Origin of the sequence: Novosphingobium sp. (assembly GCF_041905565.1) — a bacterium.
In the GTDB taxonomy this organism is placed as follows: Bacteria; Pseudomonadota; Alphaproteobacteria; order Sphingomonadales; family Sphingomonadaceae; genus Novosphingobium.
Genome location: NZ_JAYRKX010000013.1, coordinates 88,559 through 104,400 on the forward strand (window position 1 = coordinate 88,559; position 15,842 = coordinate 104,400).

At 63.0% G+C, this 15,842-nt stretch carries 18 protein-coding genes and 1 pseudogene; 4 read left to right on the top strand and 15 right to left on the bottom strand.

What is annotated here, in order from left to right; all coding sequences use genetic code 11:
* Nucleotides 1-30: 30 nt before the first annotated feature.
* Together ACE3N9_RS11720 and ACE3N9_RS11725 are read right to left on the bottom strand one after the other, a co-directional pair.
* Nucleotides 31-510, bottom strand: a complete 480-nt coding sequence (locus ACE3N9_RS11720; RefSeq protein ID WP_374283909.1) for a CopG family transcriptional regulator — start codon at nt 508-510, stop codon at nt 31-33.
* Nucleotides 511-520: 10 nt separating this feature from the next.
* A complete protein-coding gene (locus ACE3N9_RS11725) occupies nt 521-2,509 on the bottom strand; it encodes a conjugal transfer protein TraG (RefSeq protein ID WP_374283910.1) in 1,989 nt (662 codons plus the stop codon).
* Between the two features lie 347 nt (nt 2,510-2,856).
* Here ACE3N9_RS11725 and ACE3N9_RS11730 point away from each other — a divergent pair, with 347 nt between their 5' ends.
* Together ACE3N9_RS11730 and fabF are read left to right on the top strand one after the other, a co-directional pair.
* Entirely contained in the window at nt 2,857-3,366 is a 510-nt protein-coding gene (locus ACE3N9_RS11730; protein WP_037405040.1) for a helix-turn-helix domain-containing protein, read from the top strand.
* Between the two features lie 4 nt (nt 3,367-3,370).
* Complete coding sequence (gene fabF, locus ACE3N9_RS11735) at nt 3,371-4,633, top strand: beta-ketoacyl-ACP synthase II (RefSeq protein ID WP_374283911.1); 1,263 nt, start codon at nt 3,371-3,373, stop codon at nt 4,631-4,633.
* A 34-nt stretch (nt 4,634-4,667) separates the two neighbouring features.
* On the opposite strand, the gene ACE3N9_RS11740 is transcribed toward fabF, so the two are convergent.
* A complete protein-coding gene (locus ACE3N9_RS11740; protein ID WP_374283912.1) occupies nt 4,668-5,585 on the bottom strand; it encodes a LysR family transcriptional regulator in 918 nt (305 codons plus the stop codon).
* Between the two features lie 89 nt (nt 5,586-5,674).
* Entirely contained in the window at nt 5,675-6,850 is a 1,176-nt protein-coding gene (gene tet(G), locus ACE3N9_RS11745; RefSeq protein ID WP_374283913.1) for a tetracycline efflux MFS transporter Tet(G), read from the bottom strand.
* 104 nt (nt 6,851-6,954) lie between these two features.
* Here tet(G) and tetR(G) point away from each other — a divergent pair, with 104 nt between their 5' ends.
* Nucleotides 6,955-7,581 (top strand): tetracycline resistance transcriptional repressor TetR(G), encoded by a 627-nt coding sequence (tetR(G), locus tag ACE3N9_RS11750; protein ID WP_374283914.1) that lies wholly within the window; start codon nt 6,955-6,957, stop codon nt 7,579-7,581.
* Here the strand turns inward: tetR(G) and ACE3N9_RS11755 are convergent.
* The 9 genes and pseudogenes from ACE3N9_RS11755 to ACE3N9_RS11795 form a co-directional block, all read right to left on the bottom strand.
* Nucleotides 7,578-8,810 carry a DUF3363 domain-containing protein gene (locus ACE3N9_RS11755; RefSeq protein WP_374283943.1) on the bottom strand — a complete coding sequence of 411 codons (1,233 nt, stop codon included), beginning with the start codon at nt 8,808-8,810 and terminating at the stop codon, nt 7,578-7,580. The two genes, tetR(G) and ACE3N9_RS11755, sit on opposite strands and share 4 nt — an antisense overlap.
* A 171-nt stretch (nt 8,811-8,981) precedes the next feature.
* Nucleotides 8,982-9,485 (bottom strand): annotated as a pseudogene (locus ACE3N9_RS11760) (relaxase/mobilization nuclease domain-containing protein); the annotation flags it as partial.
* Nucleotides 9,486-9,873: 388 nt separating this feature from the next.
* Nucleotides 9,874-10,452 (bottom strand): hypothetical protein, encoded by a 579-nt coding sequence (locus tag ACE3N9_RS11765; protein ID WP_374283915.1) that lies wholly within the window; start codon nt 10,450-10,452, stop codon nt 9,874-9,876.
* A complete protein-coding gene (locus ACE3N9_RS11770) occupies nt 10,449-11,321 on the bottom strand; it encodes a lytic transglycosylase domain-containing protein (RefSeq protein WP_374283916.1) in 873 nt (290 codons plus the stop codon). The genes ACE3N9_RS11765 and ACE3N9_RS11770 overlap by 4 nt, the downstream gene beginning before the upstream one ends.
* A complete protein-coding gene (locus tag ACE3N9_RS11775) occupies nt 11,318-11,653 on the bottom strand; it encodes a DUF736 domain-containing protein (protein ID WP_374283917.1) in 336 nt (111 codons plus the stop codon). The genes ACE3N9_RS11770 and ACE3N9_RS11775 overlap by 4 nt, the downstream gene beginning before the upstream one ends.
* Before the next feature lie 35 nt (nt 11,654-11,688).
* Nucleotides 11,689-12,234: a S26 family signal peptidase gene (locus tag ACE3N9_RS11780; RefSeq protein WP_374283918.1), complete on the bottom strand. Its 546-nt coding sequence runs from the start codon at nt 12,232-12,234 to the stop codon at nt 11,689-11,691.
* Complete coding sequence (locus ACE3N9_RS11785) at nt 12,231-12,749, bottom strand: DUF2840 domain-containing protein (protein ID WP_374283919.1); 519 nt, start codon at nt 12,747-12,749, stop codon at nt 12,231-12,233. The genes ACE3N9_RS11780 and ACE3N9_RS11785 overlap by 4 nt, the downstream gene beginning before the upstream one ends.
* 58 nt (nt 12,750-12,807) lie before the next feature.
* Nucleotides 12,808-13,887, bottom strand: a complete 1,080-nt coding sequence (locus ACE3N9_RS11790; RefSeq protein ID WP_374283920.1) for a replication initiator protein A — start codon at nt 13,885-13,887, stop codon at nt 12,808-12,810.
* Complete coding sequence (locus tag ACE3N9_RS11795; RefSeq protein ID WP_374283921.1) at nt 13,888-14,157, bottom strand: helix-turn-helix transcriptional regulator; 270 nt, start codon at nt 14,155-14,157, stop codon at nt 13,888-13,890.
* Between the two features lie 463 nt (nt 14,158-14,620).
* Here ACE3N9_RS11795 and ACE3N9_RS11800 point away from each other — a divergent pair, with 463 nt between their 5' ends.
* The gene (locus ACE3N9_RS11800; protein WP_075657200.1) at nt 14,621-14,908 is read left to right on the top strand and encodes a DNA -binding domain-containing protein; all 288 of its coding nucleotides are present in this window, start codon (nt 14,621-14,623) and stop codon (nt 14,906-14,908) included.
* An 18-nt stretch (nt 14,909-14,926) separates the two neighbouring features.
* Here ACE3N9_RS11800 and ACE3N9_RS11805 read toward each other — a convergent pair whose 3' ends face one another.
* Both ACE3N9_RS11805 and ACE3N9_RS11810 read right to left on the bottom strand, forming a co-directional pair.
* On the bottom strand, nt 14,927-15,556 hold the full coding sequence (locus ACE3N9_RS11805; protein ID WP_374283922.1) for a DUF2285 domain-containing protein: 630 nt from the start codon (nt 15,554-15,556) through the stop codon (nt 14,927-14,929).
* Complete coding sequence (locus ACE3N9_RS11810; protein WP_374283923.1) at nt 15,495-15,710, bottom strand: transcriptional regulator domain-containing protein; 216 nt, start codon at nt 15,708-15,710, stop codon at nt 15,495-15,497. Before ACE3N9_RS11810 ends, ACE3N9_RS11805 begins: the two co-directional genes overlap by 62 nt.
* Nucleotides 15,711-15,842: the final 132 nt, after the last annotated feature.

Here is a 15,842-nt window from a genome sequence, read left to right on the forward strand (position 1 = left end):
AACGGCGGTAAATAGGACGGGTCCGAATACTTACTCTTGATCGCCGTTGCTCTCGGATTCGTCCGGCAACGGATCGTCGGGAAGTGAGTCGAGGTCGCGCGACAGCTCTTTGAGGAACCTGTCGCCGGTCGCCAGACGCCGGCCGAGATTCTGCATGAAGCCCTCGAACCGCTCCGCACCTTTGGCGCGGGCAGCGGATTGCGCGGCTCCCGTAAGCGGCGGCGTGAGGGTCATCCAGAAATGGATGAACTGCGCGACCGTCTCGCCGAGGACGGCGAGATCTAGGTCGAGCGTGTCGATCTGGCGGCCGAGTTTATCCAAGCGGCGCGACATGGCGGCTTCGAGTTGGTCGTCGGCATCGCCGGACAGGTAGGACATGACCGCCGCCTCCACGATGGCGGATTTCGAGACATTGCGGCGCAGCGCCACCGAGCGGCGCAGCGCCATCGCCTCGATCTGTGGAATGAGCGCGGGGTCGAAATAGATATTCAGGCGGGTGCGTGTGGTCATGGGCGTGTCCTTAAAGCTCAATGCCGTCATCGGGGTTCATGGCGACCTGCCGCGCGACCATCCTCATGCGCTGGCGCATGGCGCGGGTCTTGGCGGCGTCAACGTCCGGCTCGTCGTCCAGAAACTCGAACTCCTGTTCGGGCGACGGCGGCGGGGCGACGATTTCCTCATGCTCGGGCAATTCGGGTTCGCGGCGGATGCCGGCATTGGCCGGATCGCCCTCGGCCCCGTCTGCGGCGTCGGTCGCGGGACGGTTTTCCGCCGCGACCATGCGGCCGGACCAATCATCGGCGGATGGGCTGGGCGCCAGCGGAGCGGCAACCAGATCGGGCGGGGTCAGGATGCGTTCCTGAAACCGCGCATCCTCGAAATAGCGGGCCTTGATGGCGCGGATCGGCGGCGTGCCCGCCACCATGACAATTTCATCGGTGGGTGGTAGCTGCATGATTTCGCCCGGCGTGAGCAGCGGCCGGGCCGTCTCCTGTCGGGAAACCATGAGATGCCCGAGCCACGGGGCCAGCCGGTGCCCGGCATAGTTGGTGGAGTCGCGCAGCTCGGTCGCGGTGCCGAGCGCGTCGCTCACCCGCTTGGCGGTGCGTTCGTCGTTCGTGGCGAAGCTGACGCGCACATGGCAGTTGTCGAGAATGGCGTTGTTCGGCCCATAGGCGCGCTCGATCTGGTTGAGGCTCTGCGCGATCAGGAAGCCTTTGATGCCGTAGCCTGCCATGAAGGCCAAGGCGGACTCGAAAAAATCCAGACGGCCGAGCGCCGGAAACTCGTCGAGCATGAGCAGCAGCCGATGGCGCTTGGCCGAAGTGTTCAAATCCTCGGTCAAGCGCCTGCCGATCTGGTTGAGGATCAGGCGAATAAGCGGCTTGGTGCGGTTTATGTCGGATGGCGGCACGACCAGATAGAGCGTGACAGGCTGGCGGCTGCCGACCAGATCGGCAATGCGCCAGTCGCACCGCGCCGTTACCCGCGCCACCACGGGATCGCGGTAGAGGCCGAGAAACGACATGGCGGTGCTCAATACGCCCGACCGCTCGTTTTCAGATTTGTTCAACAGCTCGCGGGCCGACGACGCGATGACGGGATGAACGCCTGCTTCGCCGAGATGCGGCGTGTCCATCATCGCACGCAAGGTCGCCTCGACCGGACGGCGGGGGTCGGACAGGAAGTTGGCGACGCCCGCCAGCGTCTTGTCCGTCTCCGCATAGAGAACATGCAGGATCGCGCCGACCAGAAGCGAATGAGAGGTCTTTTCCCAATGGTTGCGCTTGTCGAGACTGCCTTCGGGATCGACCAGAATATCCGCGATATTCTGCACGTCGCGGACTTCCCATTCCCCTTGCCGGACCTCCAGCAGCGGGTTGTAGGCCGACGATCTGGCGTTCGTGGGATCGAGCAGCAGCACACGGCCATGCTTCGCGCGAAAGCCCGCCGTCAGGGTCCAGTTCTCGCCCTTTATGTCGTGGACAATGGCGGATGCCGGCCATGTCAGCAGCGTCGGCACCACCAACCCGACGCCTTTGCCGCTGCGCGTCGGGGCGAAGCATAGGACATGCTCAGGACCGTCATGGCGCAGATAGTCGCGGTCGTATCGGCCGAGCAGGACCCCATCGGGGCCGAGCAATCCGGCTGCGCGGATTTCCTTGTCCTCGGCCCATCGTGCGGAGCCGTAGGTGGCGACGTTGCGCGCCTCCCGTGCCCGGATGATCGACATGAGGATGGCGGCGGCGATGGCGAGGATACCGCCCGATACGGCGATGATGCCGCCCTCGACGAAGATCGCGGGCGCATAGGCGTCGAAGGAAAACCACCACCAGAAGAAGGCGGGCGGATAATAGACCGGCAGGCCCGCCAGCTCGAACCATGGTGCTCCAAGCTGCGGCTGGAATCCGAGGCGGAACGCCGTCCATTGCGTCGCTGCCCACACCATCACTAGAACGATGGTGAAGACTACGGCAATCTGACCCCAAAGGATTCGACCTCCGCGCAATGCAGGCTCCAGTCGGCAAAAGAGACGGAGCCGATCAGAGAGTAGGCAAAATCGGGACAGGCAACAGGAAAGCGGTTGCCGGAGGGCTGCCGGATACTATCGGCGGCAAATAGGACGGGTTCCCTTCACGTTATCCGGCCGAGTGGTCGCCTCATGGGCAACCATTCATCGGTGCTGATCGCCGCCGTCGCATCGCTCAAATGCCACTACAGTGCTTCATTGCACGCCGTAGCGGACGCAGTTGCTTGGCTTCCTTAGAATGACGCATTGGATTGCCCCCTCCCTCTATGTCGCCTACTACGCACAAGTGACTTGCATGATGGAAGTTACACCATTATGGATGTGTCATGCAACGAACAAGCTTTCTGTCATTAGAGTGTCCCGCAGCCCGAGCGCTGGAAAGCGTCGGTGACTGGTGGAGCATCCTGATCCTGCGGGACGCCTTCCAAGGGTTGAGCAAATTCGATGAATTCGAGAAGAATCTCGGTATTTCCGCGAACATTTTGGCGAGGCGATTGAAACATCTCACAGCCGAAGGGTTGTTTGAAAGGCAACGATACAATGATCATCCGCCTCGATTTGAATACGTCCTTACCGACAAGGGGCGAGATTTCTATCCGGTAGCAATCGCCCTGTTCGCATGGGGAAACCGGAACCTTGCGCCCAATGAAATAGCCATGCGCCTTGGCGACAGGGAAACCGGTAGGGAACGAAACGCCATCATAGTCGATGCGGATACTGGAGAAAAAATCACTCCTGAAAACACGGTTCTTCTAGCAGGCCCAGCGGCAACGGAAGAAACGATGCGCGTCATAAACCGCGTGAAGCGGATAAGCTCAGAAAAAGGAGCGGAATAATCCAATGCGTCGAATTGTTGTGACCGGCATGGGTTTAGTCGGCCCTCTTGGTTCCGGGGCTGAAATAAGCTGGAACAGACTCCTTGATGGAAAGTCAGGCATTAGAACATTGCCTGATGAAATTTCCAGCAATCTGCCGGTGAAAATCGGGGGGCTCGTTCCTAGTCTGATTGAAGATTCCGAAGCCGGTTTCGATCCCGATTTGATCGTCGACACAAAGGATCAACGAAAAATGGATCGCTTCATTCTGTTTGCACTTGCGGCCGCAAAGGAGGCTCTTGAAACGGCGGGATGGCATCCCGCGAGCGACTACGAATTTGAGCGCACAGCAACGATTATTGCTTCTGGTATAGGCGGGTTTCCCGCTATCGCTTCGGCAGTTCGCATAACCGACACTCGGGGGCCACGGAGGCTATCACCGTTTACCGTACCATCGTTTCTTGCCAACCTCGCGGCAGGACAGGTTACCATCAGGTATGGATTTACAGGCCCAATTGGCACGCCTGTAACCGCCTGCGCTGCCAGCGTTCAGGCCATCGGCGACGCCGCGCGGCTGATACGCTCCAACGAAGCCGACATCGCTCTGTGCGGCGGGGCAGAAGCGTGCATTGATACGGTTAGTCTCGGGGCATTTGCTGCCGCGCGAGCACTATCCATGGGGTACAATACTACACCGGAAATGGCGTCGAGGCCGTTCGACACCGAGCGCGATGGTTTCGTAATGTCCGAAGGGGCGGGTCTGATCGTCATAGAGGAATTGGAACATGCCCTGGCTCGGGGTGCCACGCCCATAGCCGAATTGGTGGGATACGGCACAAGCGCTGATGCACACCATATGACTGCCGGTCCAGAGGACGGTCGAGGTGCGGCCCGTGCGATGAAAATCGCGCTCCAGAGTGCCGGGTTGAAGCCAATCGATATTCAACATTTGAACGCTCATTCCACCTCCACCCCCGTAGGAGATCGAGGAGAAATTGCCGCGATAAAATCCGTGTTTGGCAATCATGATGTGGCCGTAAGCGCCACGAAATCGGCGACGGGGCACCTACTTGGTGCCGCAGGTGGTATTGAGGCAATCTTCACAATACTCGCCCTACGGGATCAAATCGCTCCCCCCACGAGAAACTTAGAAAACCCCGATCCTGTTGCCGCAGGTATCGACCTAGTTCACCAATCTGCGCGGCCCATTCTCATGGAACATGCCATTTCCAACGGATTCGGCTTTGGCGGCGTTAATGCAAGTGTCGCTTTCCGGCGATGGCAATAACAGTCCCGGACGGTGCTTCCGCGACCACTTCGGCTCACGCCCTCGCTATCCGTGGCAGTACTGAATTCGTGCAGACCTGCCGGCCCATGTCGTTGGCGAGGCTGAGCAGGTTGCGAAGCGCCGCGCTGCGGTTGGACGGCGACCAGACAGCCGAGAAGGCGACCGGCTCCGGCTCGTCGGCGAAGGGCAAGAAGACAATGCCGGTTGATGGCAACAGCGCCGTGGCCGCACTGACGATGGTGATGCCGAAGCCCTGTCCGACCATGGACAGCAGCGCGCCGCGCCCCACGTCGAAGCGCAGGATCGACGGCGCGGGCCAGAGTCCGGCATGGCGCAGCACGATATGGCTATGAACTTGCGGGCCAGTGCCGCCATGCCGAACAAGGAACGTCTCGCCCGCCAGATCGGCCCATGTAACGGCCGACCGCTCGGCGAACGGATGCCGCTCCGGTAACACCGCCAAGAGCGGTTCGGTCCATATGTGGCGGGAATGGCAGTCGGGCAGCTCGGGCGTGCCCGCCACGAACACCACGTCCAGCCGGTCGGCGCGAAGCTGCATGACCGCATCGCGGGCCGTGCCTTCGGTCATTTCGACTTCAACGCCGGGGTGGCCTTCGCGGTATTGGCCGATCAGCTTTGCGAGGAAGCTGCGAGGGATCAGGGCATGGATACCGATGCGAAGCCGGCCGCTTTCTCCGGCTGCCGCCATGCCGGCGGTCTTCACCGCATGGTCGAGTTGGTCGATGCCTGCGGCTATCCGCTCGACGAAGTGGCGTCCGGCCTCGGTCAACCGAACACCCCGCGCATGGCGCTCGAACAGAAGGATGCCAAGGTCTTCTTCCAGTGCCTTCACGCGGGCGCTGACGCTGGACTGTGCAACGCCGAGCGCATTGGCGGCGTGACGGAAGTTGAGATATTCGGCGACAGCGAGAGTGTGAACTAAGGTCATCATTGGCACTCGCCCCGAAAGGAGATGATTGCTCAACGGATTTAATCCGTCATTTCTCCTAAGTCTACGCATGCCAATTCGCCATGACTAAATCACAATGAAGTTGCGAATGGTCTGCGTAGTATTGGCAGACATATTAAATAGAGGATCGCGCCGACAATCCAAACCCAACCGTTCCATGCTCCGGCGGTGGCAGAATAGAGTGCTGTGAAGCCAAGCGGTCCCGCGATAGAGCTTAGATTGGTGAAGCTCGTTAGCGTTCCCTGCAAAGACCCTTGCTTGTTACTGCTGACATTGTTTGAGAGCATTGCCTGCAAGGCCGGCATGCCAACGCCCCCGGCGGCAAGCAGCAACAGAATCGGGAACACCATCCATCCCTGCGTGGCAAAAGCCAGAAGAACGAAGCCAGTCGCATCCGCAGCCATGCCAAAGAGTAGCGTGCGCCGCTCTCCAAGCCGGCTTGAAAGCGGGCCGGTAACAAACGCTTGGAAGATCGCATGTGTTGCCCCAAACGCCGCGAGCGACAAACCAACGGTCGCGGTGTTCCACTGAAAACGGTCCTCGCCATATATGACCCATAGGGCCGCAGGCACTTGGCCGATCAGTTGAATAATGAAGAAAACTGCGAAAAGCGCAATTAGCCCACGCAATGCATCATCCAGCCGGAATAGAACAAATGGTTGGATACGAACCGGCTTTCCGGTCTTGCCATGACCGCGACGGATCTCCCTGAGGAAAATGCAGGCAAGCAGGAACGCGAACCCGTTGAGAAGGGCGGCGGCGATAAACGGGGCATGAGCAGAGATACCACCGAGCATGCCACCAAGTGCTGGCCCGGCAATCATGCCCGCCCCATAACAGGCACCCATGTAGCCGAACCAGCGTGCGCGAGAACCTTCCCCCGTCGAATCGGCAATGGTTGAGGCAGCTACAGCTCCGGTTGCGCCCGTGATGCCGGAGACGAGTCGGCCGATATAGAGCACCCATAAGACCGGCGCTGATGCCATAATCGTGTAATCGACTGCGGCTCCCGCAAGGGAAGCCAGAAGCACCGGACGCCGACCGTAAGAATCCGAAAGCTGTCCAAGCACGGGCGCGAAGACGACCTGCATCAATGCATAGAGCGACAGCAAGGCACCATAGTGACCGGCGACCTGCTCTGCTGGCACAAGCTCACGCAGAAGAGTCGGAAGGACTGGCATGATGAGGCCGAGACCCATGGCGTCGAGCCCCACGATCAGCAGGGCAATGATGGCAGAGCTGCGCACCTGAAACTCCAGCGCCGCTCAATGCGAGCGACTTTATCAACGATAAGGATGTGGACATAGAACTTATCGGTGATAAATTGTCAAGCACTGGCGAAGGAACGTGAATGACCAAACTGGACAAGGGCACCGTGATCGCGGCGGCGCTGGAGCTGTTGAACGAGGTTGGCATGGACAGCCTGACGACGCGGAAGCTCGCTGAACGCCTCAAGGTTCAGCAGCCTGCGCTTTACTGGCATTTCCAGAACAAGCGAGCGCTGCTTGACGCATTGGCGGAGGCGATGCTGGCGGAACGCCACACCCGCTCACTACCCGAAGGCGATGAGGACTGGCGGGTGTTCCTGAAAGAGAACGCCCTAAGCTTCAGAACGGCGTTGCTCTCTTATCGCGACGGCGCGCGTATCCATGCCGGCACTCGACCTACAGAACCGAATTTTGGCACCGCCGAGACGCAAATACGCTTTCTCTGCTCGGCGGGCTTTGGTCCGAAGCGCGCCGTTTGGGCGCTCCGGGCGGTCAGTCACTATGTGGTCGGTTCCGTTCTCGAGCAGCAGGCATCTGATGCCGATGAGAGAGTTCCGGACAGGCCAGATGTGTCCGAGCAAGCACCGTCGTCCTTCCTGCACGATCTGTTTCACGAGTTGGAAACAGACGGCATGGATGCTGCGTTCAACTTCGGACTCGACAGCCTCATCGCCGGTTTCGAGCGGCTACGTTCATCTACAGCAGATTAGAGGCTTATCCCCCTCTGCCGCCCGAGTTGCCATGATACTGAACCGCCCTGCACAACGCCCATGACCTCGCGGCCGAGCTGGCGGTCGATGACCGGCCGCCAAGGGACAAGGGTGAACTCATGGGATTTCTCGACCACGGCGAACTTGCCGCTCGATAGCTGCACGGTGCCACTGAACTTGCCGCTCACGCTCTCGCCGTCCGTGGCGGCGCGGAACGGCAGGCCCTTGCTCCCGGCCATCTCCGCGCCGACGCGCTCAACCTCGCGCTCGCGCAGCGTGGCGAGAAGGCTACGCCGATAGAAGATGCGGCCGTTCCGTGCTCGGGTGGCGTCGCCCTGTTCGATGTGATGCTCGCGGCGCTGGTCCATGGCCTCGCGCACCTGCTGGCCGAAGCCGGACGGCGCAAGGTCGGCCGTCTCGCCATGGATCAATCGCCGGTCCAGCCATGTCGCGCCGTCCAATCCGATCTGCTTTTCCAGACCGACCGGGGACAGGACGCGAACGCTGGCCTGCCGGTCGCGGCCGGCGTCATAGGTAGCGGCGCGGCTGACCAGATCATCGGGGATGCGCCATTGGTCGGCGTCGATCCGCTCGACGATCCCGGCCCGGCGCAGCGCCTCCAGCCGGCGCACATGGGCATCGACATAGCCCTCATAGTCGCCGCCGGGGACGCGCCCCTCGAACTTGGCCTGCTCCAGATGACGGCTCGGCCGATAGATGCCGTCCTCGGCGATGGCGGTGATGCTGCGGTCGGACGGCCGGGCCGTCACCTCTGCCGGGCCGATCTGGACGACGCTGCCTATACGGGCGTCCTCCAGCCGCTCGGGCGCGATGCCGGCGATGTGGTGGGTGCGGCCGTCGATCCCGTCCACTACAACGGTCAGGTTCTCCCCCAGCTCGTCGGACAGGTGCTTGTCCACGACGCGCCCGACGATGGGTGTCTCGGGCGTTCCGTCATGGATTTGGAAGCTCATGGGATCGCGTGCGCCGCCCTGCGGGCCGAGCGCCTTCTGCATTGTGCGGATAATGTCGCCGCGCTCGCCCAATTCGCGCAGGGCCGGCTCCATGTCCTTGCTCAATTCCCAAACGCCGGGCGCGTGCCCCGTCGCCAGCCCCATCCTCTCCAGCTTGCCGAGACGGCGCAGGCGCAGCGTCCGCTCGAACTGCCGCCTCGGCTCTGCCGGTTCATGGCGAAGGTCGAGGAAACTGGCGTCGGCTTCCTCGGCCATGGCGCGGTCGATCCGGGTGAAACGGTCTTGGTCGATTTCGTCGGACAGCTTGCGGGTCTGCTCGATCTCGGTGACAGGGCCGAGTTCCAGACTGGCAAGCTCGCTGGCCCGTTCGCGCAGGCCGGCGGAAAGATAGTCGCCGTTGATGACTAGATCCCCGCCGCTATCGTCGCGGCCGTTGACGATGACATGCACATGGGGATGGCCGGTGTTGTAGTGATTGACGGCGACCCAATCGAGTTTCGTGCCGAGGTCGGCTTCCACCTGCTTCATGAAATCGCGGGTGTAAGCCGTGAGGTCCGATAGCTCCGCGCCGTCCTCGGGCGAGACGATGAACCTGAATTGGTGGCGGTCGTCCTTGCCGCGATCAAGGAAGGCGTCGCCATCGGCGCGGTCCTCGGTCGCCGAATAGAGCCGGCCGCGCTCGCCATCGCGTGACGTGCCGTCGCGCTGGACATAGCGCAGATGCGCGCGGGCGCGGCCGCCCTTCCACGCAGCCCGGACGCTGCGCTGCTTGACCATCACGCGGCGGCTGCCCGGCTGGCGATGATGCCAATGGCCAGAGATGTTGCGAGCGCGCACGAAGCTTGCGCCCCGGCCGCGCTTCACGCCCTTGCCGCTGGCGACCACGGCGCGGGACCGGCCCGGCGGTGACGGGCGGGCGGGTGACGGCATGGAAGGATCGCGGGAGGCCGCTGCCTGATGCTGCCGGGTGATCTTCTTGACCTGCGTGAAAAAGCTCTTGGTCTTGCCAGCCTTCGGCGTGTCGGATCGGATGCGGCCGGGCTTCGGACGGAAGCGGTTTTCGTCGTCGGCGCTCAAGGGCGCGACTCCAGCCCAAACCGCCGGAAAACGGCCGATCTGCGCCTATGGTGCCGCTCGAACCCCTGCAAAGCCAAGGCTTTGCGCAAAATCGCGGCACGCCGCCCCTCAAAACCATGGTGCCGGAACCGGTCACCTAACCAGTGTGCAGACAACAATAATTTCCAGAAGCGGCCCGACATGGTGCCGTCTTCTTTAATCTTGCCCTCCGCCCTTCCTGCCTTTTCTGCCCCTCCTGCCTTCATGATCCTGCTCCATCCGCTGCACGATCCTGCACACCGGGAGGCGCTGCGGAGCGCGCCGCCGGCTCGTCCGGCAAAGCGAATTTGAGCCGCCATGTGCGCCATGCTTCGGCAACCGCCCCGGTGCCGGGAAACAGGTCGTCGAGCGTATCGTCGGGACGCGCGGCGACCATCTCGAAAGCCCAATGGCAGACCGCTTCGGGCTTTGCGCCAGTGAGGCCACGGCGAAGCGTGATGCTCTCCTGAATCCAGTCCCTCATCACCAGCCGTTTGCTGACGACAGGCTTTCGCGCCGCCTTCACGATGACCGGCTCCCACGCAAAGGCGACCGGGATATTGCGTTTGAACGCCGCAAATCCCTTCACCCATGCCATCCATCGCGCGCCCGTCCTCTCGACCAGCGGGGCAAGCGTTGCGATGGAGCGCGGCGTCGCGGCGGCGTGCAATATCCAGCCGTCATAGTTGCGCTCCAGCCGCTCGATCAGGCGCACATGATCGACCTCGCCCGCGTAATCGGGATGGTCCCGATAGAGGTGTGCGCAGCCGATATAGGGCGGGTCGGCATAGGCGATCTTCATCGGCGATCCGGCTCCGAAACGGCAGCAAACAGATCGCCGGATTGCGCCTCGGACGGCAGCGCGGGCGCAGTTCGGGCGTCGGTCGAGCGTGTGACAAACATCGGTGATTCACGCCAATCTGGCGGCGGTGGCGGTGCCGATGACGGCGGTTCGATTGCAGCCGCGCCGCCGAGGATCGGGGCGAGCGCGGCGACATAGGCGCGCGTCTCGGCGGGAAGCGGGCGGCCTGTCGCGCGGTGCTCGTCATAGCGGCCGGGGCCGGCGTTATAGGCCGCAAGCATCGCACCGACATTGCCGTAGCGGTCGAACATCTCGCGCAGATAGGCCGTGCCTGCGAGGATGTTGTCGCGCGGGTCGTAGGGATCGCGGCCGAGGCCATGGCGGACGCGCAGGCCCGCCCATGTGTCGGGCATCACCTGCATCAATCCCATCGCCCCGGCCGACGAAATCGCGCGCACGTCGCCCGCGCTCTCGGCGCGCAGCACGGCGCGAATCCAGTGCTCGGGGATGCCGAAACGCTGCGACGCCTCGGCGATGTGCGCCGCATAGGGATGGGCGGCGGCCACGCGCTCGACCGGCACGGATTGCGCGACAGCGACGCCCGATCCGATGCAGACGGAAAGCGCCCCCGCCAGTAGCAGGACGGCATAATGCCATGCCGGCCTGTCTCCGCTGCGCCGCCAGCCTGCCAGCGTGCTCGCTGCGGTCAAGGGCAAGGCGCAAGCGCCGGCCGATGGCCGCCCCTGACCTTCGCTGCGCGCGCCGGCCGTCTGGTCGCCGAGCGGGACGAAGGGATGAGACGGCTTTTCCGCGAACAAAGGGATGCCGATCTTTGACCGGATGGCGGGCCGAACGCGCGCGGCCGTCATTCCTCATCCTCGATCTTCCGGGCGTGCTTCCAGCGCAGGGTCCAGACCGAAGGATCGTCGTTGGACTGGAACAGTTTGGCGCGGATCGGGAACGGGAAGATTGGTCCCTCCAATCGCATCGACACGAAGTCGCCAGCGTTCTCGCTGAAGTCTTTCCATGCGGGGCCGGCGTCCGGGCCGTCCTCGCTATCGAGGCGCACGCGATAATCGGGCGCGTTTTTCACGTCGCTCGGCTTGGCCGGGACGATGAACAGCTTTTCGTGGAGGCCGAACGAATGAAGCTCCCCGGCATAGCCGGTTTCGGTGCGGGTGAAGGTGCCTATCTCTGCCATGGAAATCTCCTGCGGTTGGTTCTCGGGGGGTGGTTTCAGTGCGTTGGAGCGCGCCACTCGTAGCGGCCGACGCCTTCCTCATCGGTCCAGAGCGGGACCGCTCGGCCGATGACGGAAGCTGCGGGGATGGGTCCGAAGTAACGGCCGTCGAGGCTGTCGCGGACTTCCCAATTCATGAGGAAAAGCTGGTCGTCGCCGATGACGCGGCAGCCCTGCCAGACGGGCAGATCGCGGCCGAGGCTGTCGCGCTCCAGCGCCTCGCCCATCTCGATCCCGTTCACCGTGATCGTGCGGCCGGCGCGGCAAACCCGCTGTCCGGGCAGGCTCAAGACGCGCTTCAACAGCGGGACGCCTCGCGCGATATAGCCGCGCTCGACCATGAAGCCGGCGAGCGGTTCGGGCGGCATGATGGCGACCAGCTCGGGCACGTCGATCCGGTCGGCTGGCTCGACGGTGTAGAAGCCGATGGGCGCGCTGGCGGTGGCGTTCCATATGAGTTTCGTCGGCGTCTCGACCGCGCTTGCAGCAGCGATGCCGATGACGGCGAGCGCCGTCACCGTGAGGGTGCGGCGGCGCGTCATGGGTCGATCCTTCGGCGATGAAGCCACGCGGCATGTCGCTCGGGGGTGTAGGCGTGCGGCTCCAGATTGGCGGTCAAACGGTTGTGGACGTGCCGCCAATGATCCGGCGAGGCATCGGCCGGATCGAGGCCGAGCGATTCCACGGCGTCGATAGCGGCAAGCGCACGCTGCACCTTGGGCCAGCTATCGAGGCGCAACAGGATTTCGCCGCCGGGGCGCACGAACGGCAGTGTCTGGAACGGCTCGCCCCGGCCGATGGCGCGCACAATGTCGATGCGGGAAACGACAGTGCCGTGCTCGCCTTTCGCCCATCGCACGAAGGCAAAGACGCTGCCCGGCGCGAAGCCGAGGACGCTGCGGCGGCGGTCGATGATCTGCTCGTAGTTCTTGCGGCCGAAGCGTATCCAGTGCTCGACCTTGCGTTTCTCGAAGGTCAACTCGACCAATGTTGTGAAGGGCGCAGGCCCGTCCGGCATCGGACGGCCGTGCGCGCTGCGGTGGGCGCGACGGGTCATTGTTCGTCTCCGGTGATGTGCTGGGGGCTGCGCGGGCGCAGCGCGTCGAGCGCGGCCGTCATGGCTCGCCGCCCCTTCGGGCAGAACCGGCACCACGCTTCGCCTGCGCGCGCGTCAAAGAAAAAGAGTTAGATTCTCTGTTAGATAAGTTAGCGGTCGGATTCCGCTTTTCAGGCCAAAGCGTTAGCTGCGGTTCGTGCGCCTGATCTGCCGATAGTGATGCGCCTGATGTGCCGATACCCCGTGCGCCTGATCTGCCGATGGCATTAACAGGGTTATCAACAGTGCCTGTTGACAGGTTTTCGGGACGGATGCGCAGCAGCTCGCGGCGGTCTTCCCGCTCGATCTGGAGCAGGTAGCCGGGGAGCTGCTGGCGGGCCGCGATGCGGCGCAGGTCGAGCGCGAAGTCGGACGGCCGCGCGAGGCTGCCGGATTTCTGGTGAAGGTGCGCGACCTCGAAAATCCAGCCGTGGCGCTGGTGCCCGGCGTGTTTTCTGGCGACGCGGTAAAGCCAACGCTCGATGCCACCAGTCAGCCGGAAATAGGCCGGGTCGATGGTCAGGACCAGCGAGCGGTCTATGACGCTGTTGTAGAACCATTCGGGCAGGACGAACTCCATGCCCTCGACGCGACCGGCGCGCGTCGTCATTTCCTCCCACTCGTTGATCCATGAGAATTGCCGGCGACGCCAATGCGGGCCGTTGCGGATGGTGGTGGCAATGACGGTCGATTGCAGCCGCGCCAGCGCGGCTTTCAGAAGCCGATATTGGTGATTGCCGGTCGGCCGCCCGATGGCGCGCAATAGATGGTAAGGCGTAAACCGGACAAAGCGCGACGTGGTGAGGCCATTGTTCTCGGCCGCGACGATCTGCGAGGCCGCCCATATCAGCACATCGGCGTCCCATATGGTCGCCATCCCGTGCTCGGGCATCCCGAACACCTGCACCTCTATGTCGGCGGCGTTGTAAAGAATCGGCTTGGTGCGCGGCGTCTTCCCCAGCGAGAAAAACGGCCGTTCCATCAAGTCGCGCTGGTCGCGCGGGGGCGCATCGCCTGTTGCGACCACGAAGGGGTCTAGGCGGCTGCGCTCGCTGTCCTCGGCCGGTTGCGCGGGATCGTGGTCGTCCTCGCGCAGCATCTAGCAGTCGCCACGTTCTTCGGGGGTGAGCGGACGCGCCGGAAAGACGGTGCCAGCGGTCTTATCGCGGGTGGATTTGCGTTCGCCCGCCGCGCTCCAGCTCTCCAGATCGCGGACGGTGTAGAGGACACGGCCACCGACCTTGCGATAGGTCGGCCCGGTGCCATAGGTGCGATGCTTCTCAAGGGTTCTGATGGATATGCCGAGGAAGCGCGCGGCTTCCTTGGTGCGCAGCAGGCGCGGCGGCAGGCCCGCAAGCGGGTTGGGCATGGATCACCTCCAGTCGGGATTGGGCTGCCGGGGGCGGCGGCGGACTGTGGCGAACCATGGCGACGGATTGGCGGCGCGTAGCGTGCCGCATTTGCGCCTATGCGCTGGCGGCACCCCCCCTTCGGGGCGTCGCGCGGCCAATAGGTGAGGGATTTCAGCGGCTCATTGCCTGCGGCGCTGAATAGGCAAAGACATTCGCACGCGGTTCGGCTAAGAATGCGGGTGGAGCAGACGCGCTGCTCTGGGGCGTCGAAACCCCTCACGAATGGCTGGTGCTGGCCAGAACGGCACCAACTCCTTGACCTATGGTCGGGGAGCCTGTGGCGTATACAACAGGCTTTCCGAGCTAAAGGCCATGGGGCCGTTTCGTGACGGTTTCGAACTCCCCGATCACCAAGAGTCAGAGAGAATCGTTTGCGGGGGCGTACCGCAGACAAAGCTCTCTCGGATACGGGGAATGACTATGCGGGTTCCCGTCGAACTCGATCCAGATGTGGACGATGAAGCGCCGACCGGCGACACCATAACCGTCTATGACGAACGGCATTACGTCACCTATCTGCGTTTGCTGGATGCGAAGGCCGAGGGTGCGGACTGGAAGGAAGTCGCGCGGATCGTGCTGCACCGTGATCCGGCCGCTGAGGAACTGCTGACCCGCCGTTGCTGGCAAAGCCATCTCGAACGCGCGCAATGGCTATCGCGTGAAGGCTATCGGAAGATTCTGGAGCAGGCGGCAGCCAATAGGGCGTGAGGTCGATGGCCGTGCCCATCAACGCTTCTCGGGCTTGATCGGATAGTGGAGCAGAAGGCGATAGCCCCCGCGCATCATCTTGATGCCGTGCGCGACCAGGCGGCGGGCTTTGTTCTTGCGCGGATCGCTCTCGAAATCCTCCTTCGTGCCGCGAAAGCCGAGCAGGACTTCAGCGATGGTGCGATAGCTTTCGCCGCGCAACCGCGCGTCAAGCGCGCGCAGGGTCAAGATATGCCATTGCCGGAGTTGGGCAGGCACAGCTCGGAAATCAGGACCGGGCGCGCGACCGTTGAGGGACCGCCAAAATCGGCGGGCCGCGTGAGCACGCAGTTCCAGAAACGAATCCATCGGTAACGTGACGGCGTAGAATGCGGCGGCATCGGGCACGGAATCGGGCAGCCAGAATTGATGCGCGACGCCATCCACCTGCCAGACGCCGTGCCAGCCATCGGAAGCACGGCGCAAGTCGAGGCCGTCGAGATGCGCCAACGTCAATATCGGTTCGGTGTCGTCGTCCTTGTGATCGACCGGCGACAACATCACGGCTTGCGGTTGAAGGCGCGGACACCAGATCGTCGATTGCCGGTCATGCGGCGCGTCGGGATCGCACGGGAAATCGCACCCCCCAGCGATGCGCGAACGCTTCAAGGTCGCGCGCAGCCTCCCCTCCGGTCGATGCAATGGTCTGGCAGTCCCGACGATATTCGTCGTTGCGGCGCAAATATTCCCAAGCGAAACCAGCGGCAGGGATGTGCTTTGTGTGCCCGTATGCCGCCGGAGATCGCCAATCGATGCTGAGCATGGCGTCACCTCCCCAAGCCGGGATGCTGGGCAGCGCCCGGCAAAAAGAGGTTCAAGGATCACTGGAAATATAGAAGCCGCTCAAAGCAGATACCTTGAGCGGCTAACCCGATCATTCTTTGGTGTTTTTAGC